This is a genomic window from Thioalkalivibrio sp. ALE10, assembly GCF_000381385.1.
GTDB lineage: Bacteria > Pseudomonadota > Gammaproteobacteria > Ectothiorhodospirales > Ectothiorhodospiraceae > Thioalkalivibrio.
The window spans coordinates 90,517-108,479 of the sequence record NZ_KB906452.1 but is presented as its reverse complement, the minus strand read 5'-3'; the positions used below and the strand labels follow the sequence as shown (position 1 = coordinate 108,479).

The following is a 17,963-nucleotide window of genomic DNA, read 5'->3' as shown; positions in this document are numbered from 1 at the left end:
AACACAAATGTTTCGCCTGAATCGATTTTGTTGCAGTCTTGGGCCATTGAACACCATGGATACGGCGTATGAGCTCATTGGGTTATCGGTGGCTGATTCGGACATTCGGATTGCCGTCCGCCCCTTTGCCCGTGTCGTCGAGTCCGGGCACGCGCCTGCGTGAAACATGGCAGGAGGACGGCGCGGTCCGGCGCGAATATCCGCCGCAGTACGACCCCGGGGATGCGCTCGCGAACCAGCTCGAATTCGCCCTGAAGCACGAGGGCGTGAATCTGGCGGTTCTCGCGGACCTGTTTCGCGCCTGTGGTCCCGCACCGATCGAGGAGGCGGTGAGCGAAAAGCCCACCGGGCGTTATCGGCGGCTGATGGGGTTCTTCTACGAACGCCTGACCGGGGAGCGCCTCGCGGTCTCGCGGACAGCGGGCGGTAACTATGTGGATGCACTGAACCCTGACCATTACCTGACCGCAGCGGAGCCGGAATTCGATCGGCGCTGGCGGGTCCGGGACAACCTTCTTGGCAATGGTGATTTCTGCCCGGTCATTCGTCGGACGCAGCGACTGGAAGACGCCCTTGCCCAGCCGCTGACCGAGGAGCTGTCCGGATTGCTCGGGGCATTTCCACCGGAACTGTTTGCCCGGGCCAACGACTATCTCTACCTCAAGGAAACGCGCTCGACCTACGGGATCGAACAGGAGCCGGAACCGGTCTCCGGGCGTCTCGAGCGCTTCGTGGCATTGCTGCGTGAAGCAGGGCGGGTGCCGCTCGCGGAGCTGCTGGACGAGGCCGGCCTGACACGGCGCCAGAATCTGGTGGTGGACCCGCGCTATGCGGAAAGCGGTTTTCGCTCTGTCCAGAATTACGTGGGCGAGCAGCGGCCGGATTTCACGCAGCGTGTGCACTACGTATGCCCTCCGCCCGGATGGCTGGTCTCGATGATGGAAGGCCTGGCGACGGTGGCTACGCGGAGTCGCGGACTTTCGCCGCTGGTTCGTGCCGCGGCCGTGGGGTTCGGCTTTGTCTTCATTCACCCGTTCGAAGACGGTAACGGGCGGCTCCATCGTTTCCTGATCCACGATCTGCTGCATCGCGACGGATTCGTGGAAGGCAATCTCATGCTTCCGGTATCGGCCACCATGCTGCGTCGGATTACCGAATACGACGCGGTGCTGGAGCGTTACTCGCGGCCGCTGATGGAGGAGCGGGTCGACTACCATCTGGACCCCGAAGGGCGGCTGGAGCTGCTGAATCCGGAAGAGGTGGCCAGTTACTATCGCTACCCCGATCTGACGGCGCAGACCGAATACCTCGCGGAAACGGTGGCCCGCACCGTCCGGGAAGATCTGGTGGAAGAACTGCGTTTCCTTCGCGGTCATGACGCTGCACGCCGCGCGGTGCGCGAGATCGTGGATCTGCCGGATCGGCGTCTGGATCTGCTGCTGCGTCTTCTCCACCAGAACGAAGGGCGGCTGTCACGGAACAAGCGCGGACAGTTCGGCGAGATCGAGGATCATGAACTCGAACGGATCGAGCAGGCCTGGCAGCAGGCATTCAGGCTCATTGACGGCTGACGGGAGGTACGGGCATGCGCATCGTGGTCGCCCTGGGGGGCAACGCACTGCTGCAGCGGGGGGAGACGCCCTCGGCCGCGAATCAGAGGCACAACGCGCGGCGCGCGGCCGCGACCATCGCCGGCCTGGCGGCGGAGCACGAGGTGATCGTGACCCACGGCAACGGCCCGCAGGTGGGGTTGCTGGCGAACCAGGCGGAATGCGACCGCATCGCCTGGCCGCTGGACGTGGTGGGTGCGGAGAGCCACGGGATGATCGGCTATATCCTCGCGCAGGAGCTGCACAACGCGCTGGGGCATGATCGCGTGGCCAGCCTGCTGACGCAGACCGAGGTCGACCCGCGGGACCCGGCCTTCGACGAGCCGAGCAAGTTCATCGGACCGACCTACGCCGAGGAGGCCGCGCGGCGCCTGGCACAGGAGCGTGGCTGGCGCATCGCCCGCGACGGCAGGGCCTGGCGGCGGGTGGTGGGCTCGCCCGAGCCGCGCGCATTGCTGGGGGTGCCGGCGATCCGGACCCTGGCGGCTGCCGGGACCCTGGTGGTGTGTGCCGGCGGCGGCGGGGTGCCGGTGGCGCGCGATGCCGACGGCCGGCTCTCGGGCGTGGAGGCGGTGGTGGACAAGGATCTTGCTGCGGCCCTGCTGACCGCCGAGGTGGAGGCCGATGCCCTGCTGATGCTCACCGATGTCGATGCGGTCTATGCCGACTGGGGCACGGACCGGGCCCGGCGGCTGGACCGCCTGAAGGGCAGCGACATTGATCCGGCCGAATGGCCGCCGGGGTCCATGGGGCCCAAGCTGGATGCGGCGCGGCGGGTGGCCGCGGGTGGCCGCATCGCGGGTATCGGGGCGCTGGAGTCGGCCGCGGCCCTCCTCGCCGGGACCGCCGGGACCCGGGTGACCCCGTAACGGACGTGCCCCCGGTTGCGACCCGAGTTCTTGGCGTCGCGCCCTTGCGCCGGCACGCTGATGGCGAAGCCTTCGGAGGAGATGAGAAAGACATGAACATGCGGAAGATCAGTCCGGCCCTGCTGCTGGCCGCCGGCCTGTGGCTGGCCGGTTGCGACGGCGAACCGCAGGCGGAGGACGGTCCGCCTCAGGCCCTCGGCGAGCGCCAGATGGAGCCGCAGCCGACGGATAACGAGGGCGTGCGGCGCCCGCAGCAGCGGGGCATGCCGGCCGCCGACGTCAAGCGCACCGACGACGACTGACGCGACGGAGTCTCACCACATCAGGTCGTCGGGCACCACGTAATCCGCATACGGGTCGTCGGCGGCCGGTTCGCTGTCCGCGGCCTCTTCGGCGGGGATGACCAGCGGCCACTGCGGGTCGCGCTCGCGGATGCGATCCGCGATCTCGCGGGGCACCAGGCGAAAACCGGCCTCCGGTCGGTGGTCGAGGCCGGCGATTGCGGCGCGTCCGTCGGCCAGCTGGCGCCGCAGGGCCGGCGTGACCGGCAGGCTGCGGATCCGCCCGCCCTGCTGGAAGTGATAGTCCTCGGCGTCCTCGCCGGCGGGCACTGGATACAGGTTGGAACTGACCAGCTCGCGCAGCTGGGCCGTCAGGGCCTTGCGCGCGGCGCGCGCCTGGCGTTCCTCGTTCTTGCGCCGCGAACGTTCGGCCTGTTCCGCCTGACGCTGCTCGGCGGCCGTGGGCTCGGCCGCGGGTGGCGCCGCCTTCTTCGGCTTTTTGGCCTTTTTCTTGCCCTTGTGCTGTTCGCTGCGGGCCTTCTTGACCTGCTTTTCGTCGACCAGGCCGGTCTTGAGGAGCTGGTCGCGCATTGCGTCGGACATGTTCGGTTGCCGTCTGGCTGAGTGGAACCCGTCAGGATAGCCGGAACCGGGGGCTGCGTGCAGGGGAGGTCGGGGCGTGGTCGATGTTTTGCCGACGCGGCCGCTCAGGGGAGGCCCGGGACCGAGGACGAGGCGAGTTCAGCGGCGCCTGCGGAGCGTTCGGCCGGCGGGAGCCCGGGCTCGAGGCGGGCGAGGCGCTCCTCGATGGTGGCCGCGCGCGGGCGCCGGTTCGGGGCTGCGGCGGCGGCCGGAGGCGGGCATTCCTGCAGCAGGTGCAGCGCCCCCAGGTGCTCCGCGCGCAATTCCAGTTCCAGCAGGGCGCGGTACAGGGCATGTCGTTCGGGGGTGTGCAGGCGTCGGCGCAGGGCCCGGATCCGGAGGGTGGCGCGGGTACTCCAGTCGCGTGCCCGGGCGTGCAGCCGATCGAGATCGTCGGCGGCCAGTGGACCGGGGTGCCAGGCGGCGAACAGCACCCGAATCACGTCAGCCCCATGGTGATCCTGCCAGGCCATCAGCCGCTCGTGCAGCGCCGGATCGTTCCAGGCGGTCTCGGCGAACGACCAGAAATCCCCGGTGGCCCGGGTGTCAGGCACTGCTGGCGGCGGATGTACTGACGCCGGCCGTGGTCCGCAGGGCATCCAGGTCGGGGATGTGCAGATCGCGGGTGTGCAGCTCGATCAGGCCCTGGCGCCGCATCTGCGTGAACAGCCGGCTGATGGTTTCCTGCGTCAGGCCCAGGTGGTTGGCGATCTCCGCGCGCGACATCGGCAGGATGAAACGGTTGGCTGCCAGCCCGCGTGCCTGATGACGCTGCGACAGCGAGAGCAGGAAGGTGGCCAGACGCTGCTCCGCGCTGCGCTGGCCGAGCAGGGCGTGCAGGTTCTCCTCGCTCGCCAGGCCGCGGCTCATCACCCCCATCAGGTGCTGCCGGAACGTGGGCAGGCGGCCGGACAGGTCATCCACCAGCGACCACGGGACCGCACAGACGCTGGTGGACTCCAGCGCGATGGCGGTGACCGGGTGGGACCCCTGGTGAATGGCATCCAGTCCCAGCAGTTCGCCGGCCAGCGCGAAGCCGGTGATCTGCTCGGTCCCGTCGTCACCCATCAGCACCGTTTTCATCGCGCCGGTGCGCACCGCATACAGGTATTCGAACGGCGACCCCATGGCGAACAGCGTGCTGCCCTTCTCGATCGGACGGCGCTGCTGCACGATCTCGTCGAGCTGCCACAGCTCGGTATCCGGCAGACCCATGGGCAGGCAGAGCTGACGCAGGGTGCACTGATCGCAGGCTTGAGTCGGGCGCAAGGTCATGTCCGGAGGGTAGCCCGTTTGCGGCAATGTGGAAAGACGCCGCGGATTTTTACGCCGGCGCTCGCGGTGGCGGTGTTTCCCGGATGCACTACGCTTGATGCGTTGGTACAACGGATGGTGTGCGGACCGGCTCCACTGGACGGGCCCGGAGGTGAGAGTTAGACTCAGTATAAAAATAGCCGGACACGGAATCGTGCCGGATTTCAGGGAATCGGGGGCACTCAGTAATGATTGAACGGATGCTGGAACAGTATGTTCGCTCCGGGACGCTGACCCTGCGTCACCCGGATGGCACCGAGCAGCGTTTTGGCAGCGGCGAGCCGGAAGTGGTCATGCAGCTGCATGATGCCGGCGCCCTGAAGCGCATTGCGCGGGATCCCGGTTTCGAGCTGGGCGAGACCTACATGGACGGGCTGTGGTCGCCCGGTCCGGAAGGGCTGCGGGCCTTTCTTGATATGACCATGCGCAATTTTGCGCCGATGTTCCAGAAGCGGGTCGGTTTCCTGACGCGTTCGCTGCGCGCCCTCGTGGAGCAGGGCAACCGGGTGGCGCGCAGCTACAAGAACATCTCTCACCACTACGACGTGGACGAATGGCTGTTCCGGCGGTTCCTGGACGAGGGGATGTTCTACAGCTGCGCCTATTTCGCCGAGCCGGGGATGAGCCTGGAGGAGGCGCAGCAGGCCAAGTGCGAGGTCCTGCGCCAGAAACTGTGCCTGGAGCCGGGCATGCGCGTGCTGGACATCGGCTGCGGCTGGGGCGGGCTGGCGATGTATCTGGCCGAGCACGCGGATGTCCGGGTCGATGGCATCACCCTGTCGCGCGAGCAGCTGCGGGTAGCGCAGGACGAAGCGAAGCGCCGGGGTCTGGAGGACAAGGTGCGCTTCCTGTACCAGGACTATCGCGAGCACGACGATCAGTACGACCGGATCGTCAGTGTCGGCATGTTCGAACACGTGGGGCAGCCGAACTACGGCACCTTTTTCCAGCGGGTCAACGACCTGCTCAAGCCCGACGGGATCGCGGTGCTGCACACCATCGGTCGCCAGGAGCCACCGGGCACGGCCAACCCCTGGCTGAAGAAATACATCTTCCCCGGCGGTTACACCCCCGCCCTGTCCGAGGTGATGGAAGCGCTGGAGCCCACGCCGCTGTACACCACCGACATCGAATTCTGGCGGCTGCACTATGCCGAAACCCTGGCCGAATGGTACCGGCGCTTTCAGGCAGTCCGTGAAGAGGCGGCGGCCAGTTTCGACGAGCGCTTCTGCCGCATGTGGGAGTTCTATCTGGCCAGCTGCGAGGGCACTTTCCGCTGGTGGAAGCAGGTGGTGTTCCATATCCAGATGGCGCGTCGGCAGGATGCCGTTCCGCTCACCCGTGACTATCTCTGCGGGCGCGAAGACCCCGGGGTGCGTTCGGTGCCGCCGGCGGACGAGCTGATTTCTTCCGCGCGGTGAACCCCGGCCTCCGGCACGGGTCCAGTGTGGGTCCCCGCCGTTCTGACGGCGACGTGCGGGGCATTCGAGCTTTACACTGACCGGGGATTCCGGTGTTCGGGGAGTAGGGGTGTTCCGCCTTTTTCGTCAACGCAAGTCCGAGGCATCGGGGGCCCCCGAAACGCAGGAGTCGAATCAGGACCAGGTCCTGATCGAGGCTGCGGGACGCAGCCGCATCACCGAGGTGGCGACCAGTGCCCGCAAGGTCCCGTGGTCGCTGAACCTGCTGCAGCTTTTGTGGGCGGCCGGCCCCGTGACCTTCCTCGCGATGCAGGGCGGCTATTTCCTCGGGTTCGGCCATGCGGCTCCCACCCAGAACTTCGTCTTCTTCGCGGTCTACACCCTGCTGTTCGGGGTGATCGGCCTGATCGCGCGCTTTGTCGCCGATGCGACCCGCGGGCGGCGTCAGGAGCGCTCGCAGGTCCAGCTGCGCAATACCATCGATCTGCTGCCGGATCTGCTGTTCGCGACCCGTGACCTGGCCATGGGCGAGATGACGCCGGACATGCGGCGGCGCCAGTCGGCGGCGGTGCTGCTGCACGAGGTGGAGGTCTCCCCGGAGGCGGTGGCGGTCGCGGTGCGCGAAATGACCGGCGACCCGACGCTGGCCTCCACCGCCGAGCAGATCGAGATCTATCGGCGTCTGGGGCTGCATGCGCGGGTCGCGGACCTGGTGGAGGCCACCGCCGACGCGCGCATGGCCGCGCTGGAGCGGCTGCACGCCGAGGATTCGGATCTCGCCGAGCTGCTGCGTGACCGCCTGCGCGGGGTCGCGCCGACGCGCGAGGACGGCGTGCGCCGCATCGACCAGTTTCTCGAACGCCTGTTCTCCGCGGCGGATGCGGATGACCTTACGCGCTGCACCCTGGATGATGTCCAGGCGATCTTCGTGCTCGCCTTCGAGCTGGTCAACGGGCGCCAGATCAAGCGCCTGAGTTTCGAATGGTCGGGGCCCTGGCAGCTGGGCCGGGCGCTGGACCGGCTGGAATACCAGAGCAACCGCTTCCGCGTGGCCCAGGCCGGGGTGATCAGCCGTCTCCGCTCGCTGGGGATGCTGCTGGCGCAGAGCGAGACCAGTGGCATCACCCAGCAGCATCTGCGCGAACCCCTGCCGGTCATGGGACAGCAGGTGCTGGCCGGCCTGCGGACCATGCTGGAGGCGGAGCCGGACGTAAAGAGCCCCGACGGCCGTATCCTGGGTGCCGCGATGTCGCAGGTGGAAGAACTGCGTGAAGCCCGGGACCGCCTGATGCAGGCGCAGAGCCGTTACGCCAATGCGGTGGAACGCTGGGAAAACCTGCGCCGGCGCGAACGGGACCGCAAGGGTGATCAGCGCTGGCAGAAGCGTTCGGCCCGGCGGATCCGGGTGTCGGAGGAGCTGATCGAACTGGACGATGATCAGAAGATCCGGCTGGCCGACGGTCTGTGCGAATATCTCGAGGAGCTGCAGATCCGGCGCGAGGGCGATTTCATCTTCTTCGGCAAGAAGCCGCTGGACGGCGATACCGCCAAGCGCATCGGCATCCAGCTGGCGCTGCTGCTCGACCCGCTGGTGGAGCTGAGCAACCCCAGTATCCAGCGGGCGATCTATTCCAGCCCCGCGGCCTATCTCGGCGGGCTGTACGTGGGCATGAGCGCCGACGCCAAGGCCGGGCTGGGCTCCGCCATGGTGCGCATGGTGCGCCAGGATCTCGGGCGTGCGGCGGAGTGGCTCGCGCTGCGCCTGACCCGGGTCTACCACCTGCCGCTGACCGACGGCATGCGCAGCTTTCTCGAGACCCACTACGGGGCCAACCCCGAGCGCCTGGCGATGCTGGCCCAGAACACCGGGGACGAGTCCCACCCGGTGGCCCTGCGTGCCGAGCGCTCGCCGGAATTCGACGCGATGGTCCAGGACAAGGAATGGGGCCGCCTGCTGCGTCGTGGCGCCCGCTATCGCCAGGCCGAGGAGACGCGGCAGACCTGAACGCCGCGCGGTCGGCCGGAGAGCACGGGTGGAAAATCAGGGGGGGGCTCATGTACCCTGCTCCCCGTTCCTCGGTGCCCTGGCGGTTTCGCCGCCGGGTTAAACGGGAAGTCCGGTGAGCGCCGCTTCGGCGCGAGTCCGGCGCTGCCCCCGCAACGGTGATCGAGCGCGGATCCATTCCGGAGTCCTTCGGCAGTGGATCCTCGAGGCTGGCGGCCGAATGCCACTGTGTCATGGACACGGGAAGGCGCCGCCCGCCGGGAATCTCCCGCTCGTCAGCCCGGAGACCGGCCGGGGAATGGTCGTGCGGCACGCGGAGGGCGTGCGAGACGGATGACCGTTCCCGCCACGGGTCCCCGTACCCGTTTCCCGCCGGGAATGCGTTCCTCGTCTTCCTCCCTCGCGCCGGCGCGATCCCCGTGAACCAGCGGCGTGCGGGCGGCTCGCCGGGAGATCCGAAGACATGAAACGCAGTATCCTTTCCGCAGCCATCGTTGCAGCCGTGTCCCCGGCCGTGGCCGACGAGGCGCCGGGCACCGACTCCGACTCCGCGACCCTGGAACCCGTTCAGGTCACTGCGACCCGTCTCAGCCAGACCGTGGACGAGGCCCTGGCCTCGGTGACGGTCATCGACCGCGAAGAGATCGAACGCCTGCAGCCGCGCCAGTTCACCGATCTGGTGGAGGGGCGCGCCGGGGTCTCGGTGGCGGGTAATGGCCCGTTCGGCAAGACGTCCAGTGTCTTCCTTCGGGGAACGAACTCCGATCACCACCTGATGCTGATCGACGGCGTGCGCATGGGGTCGGCCACCACCGGCGGTGCCAGCTGGCAGTTCCTGCCGCCCGAGGAGATCGACCGCGTGGAGATCGTGCGCGGGCCGCGCACCTCCATCTACGGCTCCGATGCCATCGGCGGGGTGACCCAGGTCTTCAGCCGCGCGGGCCGCGAAGGTCCGCCGCGGGTCAATGCCTTCCTTGGCGCCGGCAGCTTCAGCACCTGGGAGGCCGGAATCGGTGTGGCCGGCGGCACCGGGCGCACCGATTACAGCCTGTCCGTCAGTATGTTCGATACCGAGGGCATCGACGTGCAGGACGACGTGGGTGACGACGATCCGGATGGCTATGACAACACCTCGCTGGCCGGCAAGGTTGCCCACCGCCTCGACAACGGGATCGAACTTTTCGGCAATGTCCTCTATTCCGAAGGCAATACCGAGTTCGATGGTTTCGAGGATGAAACCGATTTCGTCCACGCGGCGATGCAGGCCGGTCTCCGATTGCCCGTTCTTGGTCGCTGGGATACCGAGCTTGCAGTGGCCCATAGTCGGGACGAAAACGACAATTTCGCGGGGGGGTTTTTCTCTTCGAGATTCGATACGAAGCGGGATCAGCTGACCTGGCGCAACGATGTCCGCCTGGGTGAACTCACCGACCTGATCGCCGGGGTAGACGCCTACGAGGACCGGATCTCGAGTACCACGGATTACGACGAGGACTCGCGCTACAACGTAGGGGTCTATTCGGTCGTACGTACCCAGCTCGGCAACCACGATCTGGAAGGCTCGCTGCGCTACGACGACAATGAAGCGTTCGGCGAGAAGACCACCGGGCAGGTCGCCTGGGGCATGCAGGCAACCGACGCCCTGCGGCTGCGCGCCAGCTACGGCACCGCGTTCAAGGCACCCACCTTCAATGACCTTTACTGGCCCTTTTCCGACCCGGCGAGATTCCGCGGAAACCCGGACCTCGAACCGGAGGAGTCGGAGACGTTTGAGCTCGGGGCGAGGTACTCGGCGAGTCTCGCGTATGTCGACGTCGCGGTGTTCGAGACGCGCGTGGACGACCTCATTACCGGGTTCCCGGTGCGCGAAAATGTCGACGAGGCACGGATTCGCGGACTGGAAGTCGAGGGAGGCCACGACCTCGGTCCGTGGAATTCGCGGGTCTCGCTGACCCTGCTGGATACGGAAAATCGTGACACCGGCAATGAACTGCGTCGCCGTCCGCCGGCGTCAGCCCGTTTCGACCTGGACCGCCGGATCGGTGATTTCTCCGTGGGCGGTACGATCCTCGCCCGCAGCCGCAGCTACAACGATGCTGACAATGACGAGCGGCTCTCGGGCTACGGCACCATGAATCTGCGTGCGGCCTATCGATTTGATCCGGAATGGAGTATCGAGGCTTCGCTGTCGAATCTTTTCGATCGCGACTACGTGGTCGCGCGTGACTCGGTTAACGATGCCGATTACAACAACCCCGGCCGCGCCGCGTTCGTGAAACTGCGTTATCAGCAGCAGAGGTAAGGTCATGGGCAATCGACTGTCGAAGATCGCGACCCGCACGGGTGACGAGGGGCGTACCGGCCTGGGTGACGGCTCGCGCGTGGACAAGGACTCGCATCGCGTCGAAGCCTTTGGTGACGTGGACGAGCTGAACAGCGTCATCGGGCGGGTGCTGGTGCACGAGCTGCCCGAGGACGTACGGCGTTCGCTGTCGCTGATCCAGCATGAGCTGTTCGACCTGGGCGCGGAGCTGGCGGTGCCGGGGCATCAGGCCCTGCCGGAGGCGTCGGTGGAGCGCCTCGATGTCGAGCTCGAGGGCTTCAATGACGAGCTGCCGCCGCTGGAGGAGTTCATCCTCCCGGGGGGCGGCCCGGCCACCGCGGATTGCCATATTGCCCGCACCGTCTGCCGCCGCGCCGAGCGGCGGCTGGTCGCGGTCAATCACCACGAGGCCCTGCGGCCCAGCTCGCTGGCCTACCTCAACCGCCTGTCGGATCTGCTGTTCGTACTGTGCCGGGTGCTGGCGCGCCACGAGAACGGTTCCGAGGTCCTGTGGCAGCCCGCCGCTCGGCGCGAGGCCTCCGGCGGCTGATTCTGCCCGCGACGCCGTGACGGCGGATCCGCGAAGGCCCCGATCGACAACAGTGCCGCGACGCTGACGCGACCCGCGGTCGATCTCCTTTTCTTCACGCTCCGTCGGGACGCCTCGAGTGTCCCGGCGGCAGTGTGTGCACGTATCCGGGTGTTGAATGATGAGTACATGGAAAAAACGCTACCCCCTGTTGCTGGCGCTACTGCTGCCGGGGGTTCCGGCGGCGGACACGGACGCGTCCCCGCATATCCTCGGCATCGTCTCGGATCGCTCCGCCGCCGAGGTCACGGCCGGGGCGCATCGTTTCCTCGAGGCCTTCCCCGAATCCGACGTGCGCCTGCGTACGCCGGAGCAGCTGGCCGACAAGGATGACTCCGAGGTCACCGCGTTGTGGGAGGACGCGGACGCCGTGCTGGTGGCGGCGGTGCTGGGCGACGAGGTCGGCCGGCTGACGCGGCTGCTGCGCGAGCGCGGTCCGGATGCCGAAGTGCCGCTGCTGGCGATCAACAGCGACCGGCAGCTGACGGCGCTGACCCGGTTGCGGGGCGAGCGCGTGCTGGCCGGCCTGGAAGCCGACGAGCGGACCGAGCTGGCGACCAATCCGGATGCCGACGAGGATCCGCGCGAACACCTGCGGGAGCAGCGGCAGGCGTTTCCCGAACAGGCCGGCTGGCTCACCGGCCGGGCGTATTACCAGGGGCGTACGCCGGAGAGCATGGAGGGCCTGATGCGCTGGCTGGCCGCCGAGGCCGGCCACGACATCGACGTGCCGCAGCCGGATCCGCGCGAGACCATCCGTTTCTACCACGACGGCCGCGCGGTGGATGACGCCGCCGCAATGGATCTGGATGAACGCCCGGCGGTCGCCCTGCTGGACCTGGACACCGGCGACCGGCCGGGGGACCGTGCACTGCTGGATGCCGCCTGCGACGCGCTGGAATCGCGCGATCTGCAGTGCTTCGGCGTGCTGGCGCGCTGGGGCGGCGCCAGCCGGCAGGCGGTGGAGGACCTGGCGCAGTCGGCGGCACCCGCCGATCTCGCCGGCATCGTCTCCCTGCAGGACTTCGTGATCGGGGGCGGCGGTAATCGCGAGGCGGTTGCCGGGGCGCTGGGCGAGCTGGACGTGCCGGTGGTCAAGGGCCTGCGCCTGGCCTCGCGGAGCGAGGATGAATGGCGGGTCGCGCATGACGGCATCCCCTGGGACAGCATCCACTACCAGGTCGCCATGCCCGAACTGCAGGGCGTGAGCCAGCCCACGGTGCTGGCCGCCGCCGGCGAGCCCGAGATCGACGACCGCACCGGCGTGCGCCTGATGCTCTCCGAGCCGATCCGGGAACGGGTCGACGCGGTAGCCGAACGCATGGCCCGCTGGCAGCGCCTGCGCGAGCGCTCCAATGCCGACAAGCGCGTGGCCATCGTCTACTACAACCATCCGCCGGGGCGCCACAACATCGGCGCCGACAAGCTGGATGTCCCCGAGTCGCTGCTGGAGACCCTGGATCTGCTGCGCGACGCGGGCTACGACACCGGGGATCACCCGGAAGATGCCGAGGCCCTGCTGGACGATATCCAGGATCGCGGCGTCAACCTGCCCGAACATGCCGACGCGGCCGCCGACATCGCCGGCCGCGTGGCCAGCCTGGATGCGGAGACTTATCGTTCCTGGTTCGAGACCCTGCCGGAGACCGTACAGGCCGAACTGGTGCACGGTCCGGTGGGCTATCTGCACGAGCGGCTGCTCAAGGCCCGCGAACTGGGCGCGACCGACGCCGCCGAGCGCGCGCTGGAGAACGGCATCGGCGATCTGCGCCACATGGTGCAGAACTACTCGCATGACGCGCAGCAGCGTGCGCAGTCACTGATCGACCAGCTGGAGCGCGAGTGGGAGGCGCTGCTGGACGGCGGCGGCGACCTGGCGCAGGCGGAATCCCTGCGCGACGCTCTCACGCGCACCGGCATCCCGGGCCTGAGCGGCTGGGGCGAACCCCCGGGCGAGGCCATGACCCACGACGGGGCGATGCATTTCCCCGGGATCGAATACGGCAACGTGTTCATCGGCCCGCAGCCGCCGCGGGGCTGGGAAGTCAGCGAGCGCCTGCTGCACGCCAACACCACGTTCCCGCCCACCCATCAGTACGTGGGCTTCTACCACTGGCTGCGCGACCATTTCGAGGCGGATGCGCTGGTCTACATGGGGCGCCACTCCACCCGCGAATTCCTGCCGCGGCGCCGCGCCGGGCTGGCCCCGGACGACTATCCGGAACTCCTCGGCGGCCCGTTGCCGGTGCTGTATCCCTACATCGTCGATGGCGTGGGCGAGGGCATCCAGGCCAAGCGTCGCGCCCAGGGCGTGATCATCAGCCATCTGACGCCGGCGCTGGCGACCACCGAGCTCTACGACGACCTGCTGGAACTGCGCCAGCTGGTCGAAAGCTACGAGGCGAGCACCGATCCGAATTCGCCGACTCAGGCCCGTGCCGCGGAGACGCTGCTGGCCCGTATCGAGGAGCTTGGTCTGAGCGAGACCATCGAGGAGGCGATGGATGCCCACGACCACAGCCATGATCACGATCATGCGCATGATGGTGGTGACGACCACGGCCATGACCATGACCACGGCCATGACCATGATCACGGCCATGACCATGACCACGGGCATGACCATGACCACGGGCATGACCATGACCACGGGCATGACCATGATCACGATCACGGGCATGACCACGACCACGGGCACGATCATGACCACGGGCACGATCATGACCACGGGCACGATCATGACCACGGGCACGATCATGACCACGGACATGACCATGATCCGGCTCACGAGGGTGGTCTGGCGGACCTCGACGAGGAGCTGATGGTCCACGACATCGGTCACTGGGTGACCGACATGCAGGAGGAGCACATGCCCCTCGGACTGCATGTGCTGGCCCGCGACTGGGATGGCGAGGCCGTGGACACCATGCTCGACTCGATGGCCGGTGACGCGGAGCCGGACGCGGCGATGCGCGAGGCCCTGGAGGGTTCGCCCGCCAATGAGGGAGCGAACCTGCTGGCGGGGCTCGAGGGCCGCTTCGTGCCGCCGAGCCGCGGCAACGATCCGGTGCGCACCCCGGATGTGCTGCCCACCGGGCGCAATTTCCACGCCCTCTCCTCCGATCTGGTGCCCACTCGCATCGCCTGGAGCCTGGGCCAGGACCTGGCCGCGGATGCCCGCGAGCAGGGCGACCCCGAAGCCGAAGGCAGCGAGGCCGTGGTGCTGTGGGCCTCCGACACCGTGCGCGACGAAGGCGTGATGGTGGCCTTCGGACTCGACATGCTGGGGGTGAAGCCCGAGTGGAATAGCCGCGGGATCGTCGAGGGCCTGAAGCTGATGGATCTCGACGAGGCCGATCGTGAGCGTCGCCGGGACGCCCTGTTCACCACCTCGGGCCTGTTCCGCGACCTCTACGAGGATCAGCTGGTCTGGCTGGACCAGGCCGCGCGCCTGGCCCTGGACGGCTCGTCGAAGGCCATCCGCGCCGAATATCCCCACCTGGACGAAGCACTGGACGAGGCCCTGAACCCCCTGGGCGAGGACCTGAGGGATCCGGGCCGGGAGCCGCTGGAGCGCAACGACGTGGCGAGCCAGTGGGTGGCCGATACCCGGGCGCTGAAATCCGATGGCGTGGAGGCGGTCGAGGCCGGCCGTCAGGCCGCGCTGCGGGTGTTCGGCACCGCGCCGGGGGCCTATGGCGCCGGGGTGAACCGTCTGGCCGACCGCTCCGGGGCCTGGGAGGATCGCGCCGAGCTGGCCGACGCCTATGCCCGGCGCATGGGGCATGCCTATGGCGCCGGGACCCGCGGCGAGCCCGCCCACGAGGCCTTCGATGCGCGCCTGGAAGGCGTGGGCCGCACCTATCTGGGCCGCGCCAGCCATCTCTACGGCCTGCTCGACAACGACGACGGCTTCGACTTCCAGGGCGGTCTGTCGGCCGCGGTGGAACACGCCCGCGGAACCCCGCCGGACAATCGCATCCTGCAGCATGCCGACCCCGACAACCCGCGCGTGGAGAGCCTGCAGCGTGCGCTGATGACCGAGCTGCACGGGCAGAATCTGAACCCGCAGTGGATCGAGCCGCTGATGGACCACGGCTATGCCGGGGCGCGGACCTTCACCGCCGATTTCGTCAACAACCTGTGGGGCTGGCAGGTGACCAGTCCCCACGTGATCGGCTCCGAAGCCTGGGACCACGTGCACGACGTCTACCTGCAGGACCGGCACGACCTGGGGCTCGACGAGTTCCTGGAAGACGGCCACAAGGTGCACGTGAAGACGCACATGCAGGCCACGCTGCTGGTGGCCGCGAGCCGCGAGTTCTGGGACGCCGATCCCGAGGTCCTGCAGGCGCTGTCCGAGGACTTCGCCGAACTGGTGGCCGAGCACGGCCTGCCCGGCAGCGGTCATACGCGGCCGGATCACCCCGTGCTCGACGAAGTCGCCGAACGCCTGGATGACGCGGAACTGGCCGAGGCCTTCGACGCCGTGCGCGAGGCCGCGCAGATCGAACGCGAGCCCGCCGAGACCGACCCGGCGCGCATGGCCGAGATCCAGCCGCTGGAACAGCCGGATGCCCGCGAGATGCAGGAGGCCCCGGAGCCGGCCGAGGTCGAGCCCGCGGAGGCCGAGGACGGCCGCGAATCGGGCGAGGCGCGCGCCATGCCGTGGCTCTCCTGGCTGGTCTCCGGGGCCCTGTTCGTACTGCTGCTCGGAGGCATCGTCGCCGGTCGGCGCCGTTAAGGAAGCGCTGAACAAAAATTGATGAGGTAACGCGAATGTCGTTCTCGATCACGATGGAACTGATGGACACGGTGGTGAGCTGGCTGCTGGAGCCGGTGATCATCGGCCTGCTGGTGCTGGTCGCGGTGGCCGTCTGGGAGCTGGGACAGGCCATCGGCGAGCGTACCGGCGGAGTGCGGCGCCTGGAGGCCAGCGGCAATGCCGAGCGGCTGGCGTTTCTGGCGCGGCGGCGCATCGACCGTGCCGACCTCCTGGCGCGTATCGGCCCGATGCTGGGGCTGATGGGGACGCTGATCCCGCTGGGACCGGGGCTGGCGGCCATGGGCCGGGGCGAACTCGACGTACTGGCGCAGGCGGTGACCGTGGCCTTCAACACCACGGTCCTGGGGCTGCTGATCGGTATCCTCGGCTTCCTGCTCGGCCGCCTGCGCCGGCGCTGGTATGACGGCGCGATGGAACGCATGGAGGCCGCATGAGGGTCCCGCACTACCGCGCCAGCCGGTTCGACGCGCCGGACGAGGAACCCATGGGGCCGCTGGCTAACCTCGCGGACATCATGCTGGTGTTCGCGGTCGGCCTGATCGTGGCCCTGGTGGCCGCCGACGACGGACTGGAACAGCAGGAAGCCGGCGGCGTGGACGTCAAGGCCGGCGAGGAGGTTCCCGAACTGCCCGACGGCGCCGGCGAGGCCGGCTCCGGTTTCGAATCCATGGGCCAGGTCTACCGCGACCCGGAGACCGGCCGCATGCTGTTGATCGAGGGTGGCGACTGAGTACACCCGAGCCGGCCGCCCAATGGCCGCAAACCCAATCGAGGAACAGGACCATGAGTGATCAGGACGAACGCGCGCGCCGCCACGCCGAGCGCATGGCGCGCAAGAAGGAAGTGGTGGACCGCAAGATCGCCGAGGCGCAGGAGGAACGCGGCGTGTTCCTGGTGCTGACCGGCAACGGCAAGGGCAAGAGCTCCTCCGGTTTCGGGATGGCGGCGCGCGCGCTGGGCCACGACATGCAGGTGGGCATCGTGCAGTTCATCAAGGGCCGTTTCGCCACCGGCGAGGAGGCCTTCTTCAAGCGCCAGGACAACGTGCAGTACCACGTGATGGGCGAGGGCTACACCTGGGAGACCCAGGATCGCGAGAAGGACGGCGAGGCCGCGCGCGAGGCTTGGGCCCACGCCCGCGACATGCTGACCGATCCGGCCATCGACCTGGTGCTGCTGGACGAGCTGCACATCGCGCTGAAGTACGGCTATCTGGATGTCGACGAGGTGGTGCGGGACCTTACCGCGCGCCCTGAGATGCAGCACGTGATCACCACCGGCCGCGCGGCCCCGCAGGGCCTGATCGACGCCGCCGACACGGTCAGCGAGATCGGCGTGGTCAAGCACGCCTTCCAGGCCGGCATCAAGGCGCAGAAGGGCATCGAGCTGTGACACGGCGGACGCTGCGGGCAGCCATGGCGCTGCGCTACTATCAGGGGGACGACGGCCCGAACCGGAGACTCCAGCATGGGCAACCCGCAACCCGCGCAGATGGATGCCGACGCCTTTCTGGCGTGGGAGACCGAACAGCCGGAGAAGCACGAGTTCGTGGCCGGCGAGGTCTTGGCGATGGGCGGGGCCTCGGATCGGCACGTGACGATCTCGCTCAATGTGGCTTCAGCCCTGCGCGAACACCTGCGTGGCGGACCCTGCCGGACCTTCATCGCGGACATGAAGCTGCGGGTGGAAGCGGCCGATGCCTGCTTCTATCCGGACGTGATGGTCACCTGCGATCCGCAGGACCGGGGACGCGAGCAGTACAAGCAGGCCCCGCTGCTGGTGGTGGAGGTCCTGTCGCCGTCGACCGAGGCCTTCGACCGCGGGGCGAAGTTTGCCGCCTACCGCTCCCTGGCCTCGCTGCAGGAATACCTGATGATCGACCCGGCCAGTGGCGCGGTGGAGCTCTACCGGCGCGACCCGGAGGATCACTGGGTGCTGTACACGCACGATCCACGCGATTCCATGGAGGATACTGTGGAGTTGCGCAGCGTCGGCCTGACACTGGAAGGCGGGCGCATCTTCGAGGACGCACCGCCGGAGTCCCCCGCGGGCGAGGCCTGACCGCGCGCGGTCTTTGGCCGGACGGGCACGGGGCCCGGCAGGCGGCCGGCCTGCAGGCGGAG

The 17,963-nt window shown here is 68.2% G+C and carries 15 protein-coding genes and 1 riboswitch; of the genes, 12 read left to right on the top strand and 3 right to left on the bottom strand.

Annotated features, from left to right (window positions below; translation table 11 throughout):
* Positions 1–131: 131 nt before the first annotated feature.
* From F788_RS0106985 to F788_RS0106975, 3 genes are all read left to right on the top strand, one after another.
* Positions 132–1,571, top strand: a complete 1,440-nt coding sequence (locus F788_RS0106985) for a Fic family protein (RefSeq protein ID WP_019021860.1) — start codon at positions 132–134, stop codon at positions 1,569–1,571.
* Between the two features lie 14 nt (positions 1,572–1,585).
* Positions 1,586–2,479: a carbamate kinase gene (locus F788_RS0106980; protein ID WP_019021861.1), complete on the top strand. Its 894-nt coding sequence runs from the start codon at positions 1,586–1,588 to the stop codon at positions 2,477–2,479.
* A gap of 92 nt (positions 2,480–2,571) precedes the next feature.
* A complete protein-coding gene (locus F788_RS0106975) occupies positions 2,572–2,781 on the top strand; it encodes a hypothetical protein (RefSeq protein WP_018870233.1) in 210 nt (69 codons plus the stop codon).
* 12 nt (positions 2,782–2,793) lie between these two features.
* Here the strand turns inward: F788_RS0106975 and F788_RS0106970 are convergent, their stop codons facing one another.
* The 3 genes from F788_RS0106970 to fnr form a co-directional block, all read right to left on the bottom strand.
* Complete coding sequence (locus tag F788_RS0106970) at positions 2,794–3,363, bottom strand: DUF2058 domain-containing protein (protein ID WP_026332732.1); 570 nt, start codon at positions 3,361–3,363, stop codon at positions 2,794–2,796.
* Positions 3,364–3,467: 104 nt separating this feature from the next.
* Positions 3,468–3,956, bottom strand: coding sequence for a DUF2390 domain-containing protein (locus tag F788_RS0106965; protein ID WP_019021863.1), 489 nt, complete (start codon positions 3,954–3,956; stop codon positions 3,468–3,470).
* Entirely contained in the window at positions 3,949–4,677 is a 729-nt protein-coding gene (fnr, locus tag F788_RS0106960) for a fumarate/nitrate reduction transcriptional regulator Fnr (RefSeq protein ID WP_019592870.1), read from the bottom strand. Before fnr ends, F788_RS0106965 begins: the two co-directional genes overlap by 8 nt.
* Positions 4,678–4,904: 227 nt before the next feature.
* On the opposite strand from fnr, the gene F788_RS0106955 reads away from it, so the two are divergent.
* The 9 genes from F788_RS0106955 to F788_RS0106915 all read left to right on the top strand — a co-directional run bounded on the left by F788_RS0106955 (position 4,905) and on the right by F788_RS0106915 (position 17,901).
* Entirely contained in the window at positions 4,905–6,137 is a 1,233-nt protein-coding gene (locus F788_RS0106955; RefSeq protein WP_019589711.1) for a class I SAM-dependent methyltransferase, read from the top strand.
* Positions 6,138–6,246: 109 nt separating this feature from the next.
* The gene (locus F788_RS0106950; protein WP_019021866.1) at positions 6,247–8,142 is read left to right on the top strand and encodes a hypothetical protein; all 1,896 of its coding nucleotides are present in this window, start codon (positions 6,247–6,249) and stop codon (positions 8,140–8,142) included.
* A 55-nt stretch (positions 8,143–8,197) separates the two neighbouring features.
* Positions 8,198–8,453: riboswitch (cobalamin riboswitch) on the top strand.
* Between the two features lie 152 nt (positions 8,454–8,605).
* Positions 8,606–10,444, top strand: coding sequence for a TonB-dependent receptor domain-containing protein (locus F788_RS0106945; RefSeq protein ID WP_019589710.1), 1,839 nt, complete (start codon positions 8,606–8,608; stop codon positions 10,442–10,444).
* A 4-nt stretch (positions 10,445–10,448) separates the two neighbouring features.
* On the top strand, positions 10,449–11,015 hold the full coding sequence (locus F788_RS0106940) for a cob(I)yrinic acid a,c-diamide adenosyltransferase (RefSeq protein ID WP_018870226.1): 567 nt from the start codon (positions 10,449–10,451) through the stop codon (positions 11,013–11,015).
* A 160-nt stretch (positions 11,016–11,175) separates the two neighbouring features.
* On the top strand, positions 11,176–15,798 hold the full coding sequence (locus tag F788_RS0106935; protein WP_231372035.1) for a cobaltochelatase subunit CobN: 4,623 nt from the start codon (positions 11,176–11,178) through the stop codon (positions 15,796–15,798).
* A gap of 35 nt (positions 15,799–15,833) precedes the next feature.
* Positions 15,834–16,274, top strand: a complete 441-nt coding sequence (locus F788_RS0106930) for a MotA/TolQ/ExbB proton channel family protein (RefSeq protein ID WP_019569714.1) — start codon at positions 15,834–15,836, stop codon at positions 16,272–16,274.
* A complete protein-coding gene (locus tag F788_RS0106925; protein ID WP_019589708.1) occupies positions 16,271–16,570 on the top strand; it encodes a DUF2149 domain-containing protein in 300 nt (99 codons plus the stop codon). The genes F788_RS0106930 and F788_RS0106925 overlap by 4 nt, the downstream gene beginning before the upstream one ends.
* A 53-nt stretch (positions 16,571–16,623) precedes the next feature.
* Positions 16,624–17,232 carry a cob(I)yrinic acid a,c-diamide adenosyltransferase gene (cobO, locus tag F788_RS0106920; protein WP_019589707.1) on the top strand — a complete coding sequence of 203 codons (609 nt, stop codon included), beginning with the start codon at positions 16,624–16,626 and terminating at the stop codon, positions 17,230–17,232.
* 75 nt (positions 17,233–17,307) lie between these two features.
* Positions 17,308–17,901, top strand: a complete 594-nt coding sequence (locus F788_RS0106915) for a Uma2 family endonuclease (RefSeq protein WP_019589706.1) — start codon at positions 17,308–17,310, stop codon at positions 17,899–17,901.
* Positions 17,902–17,963 lie beyond the last annotated feature (62 nt).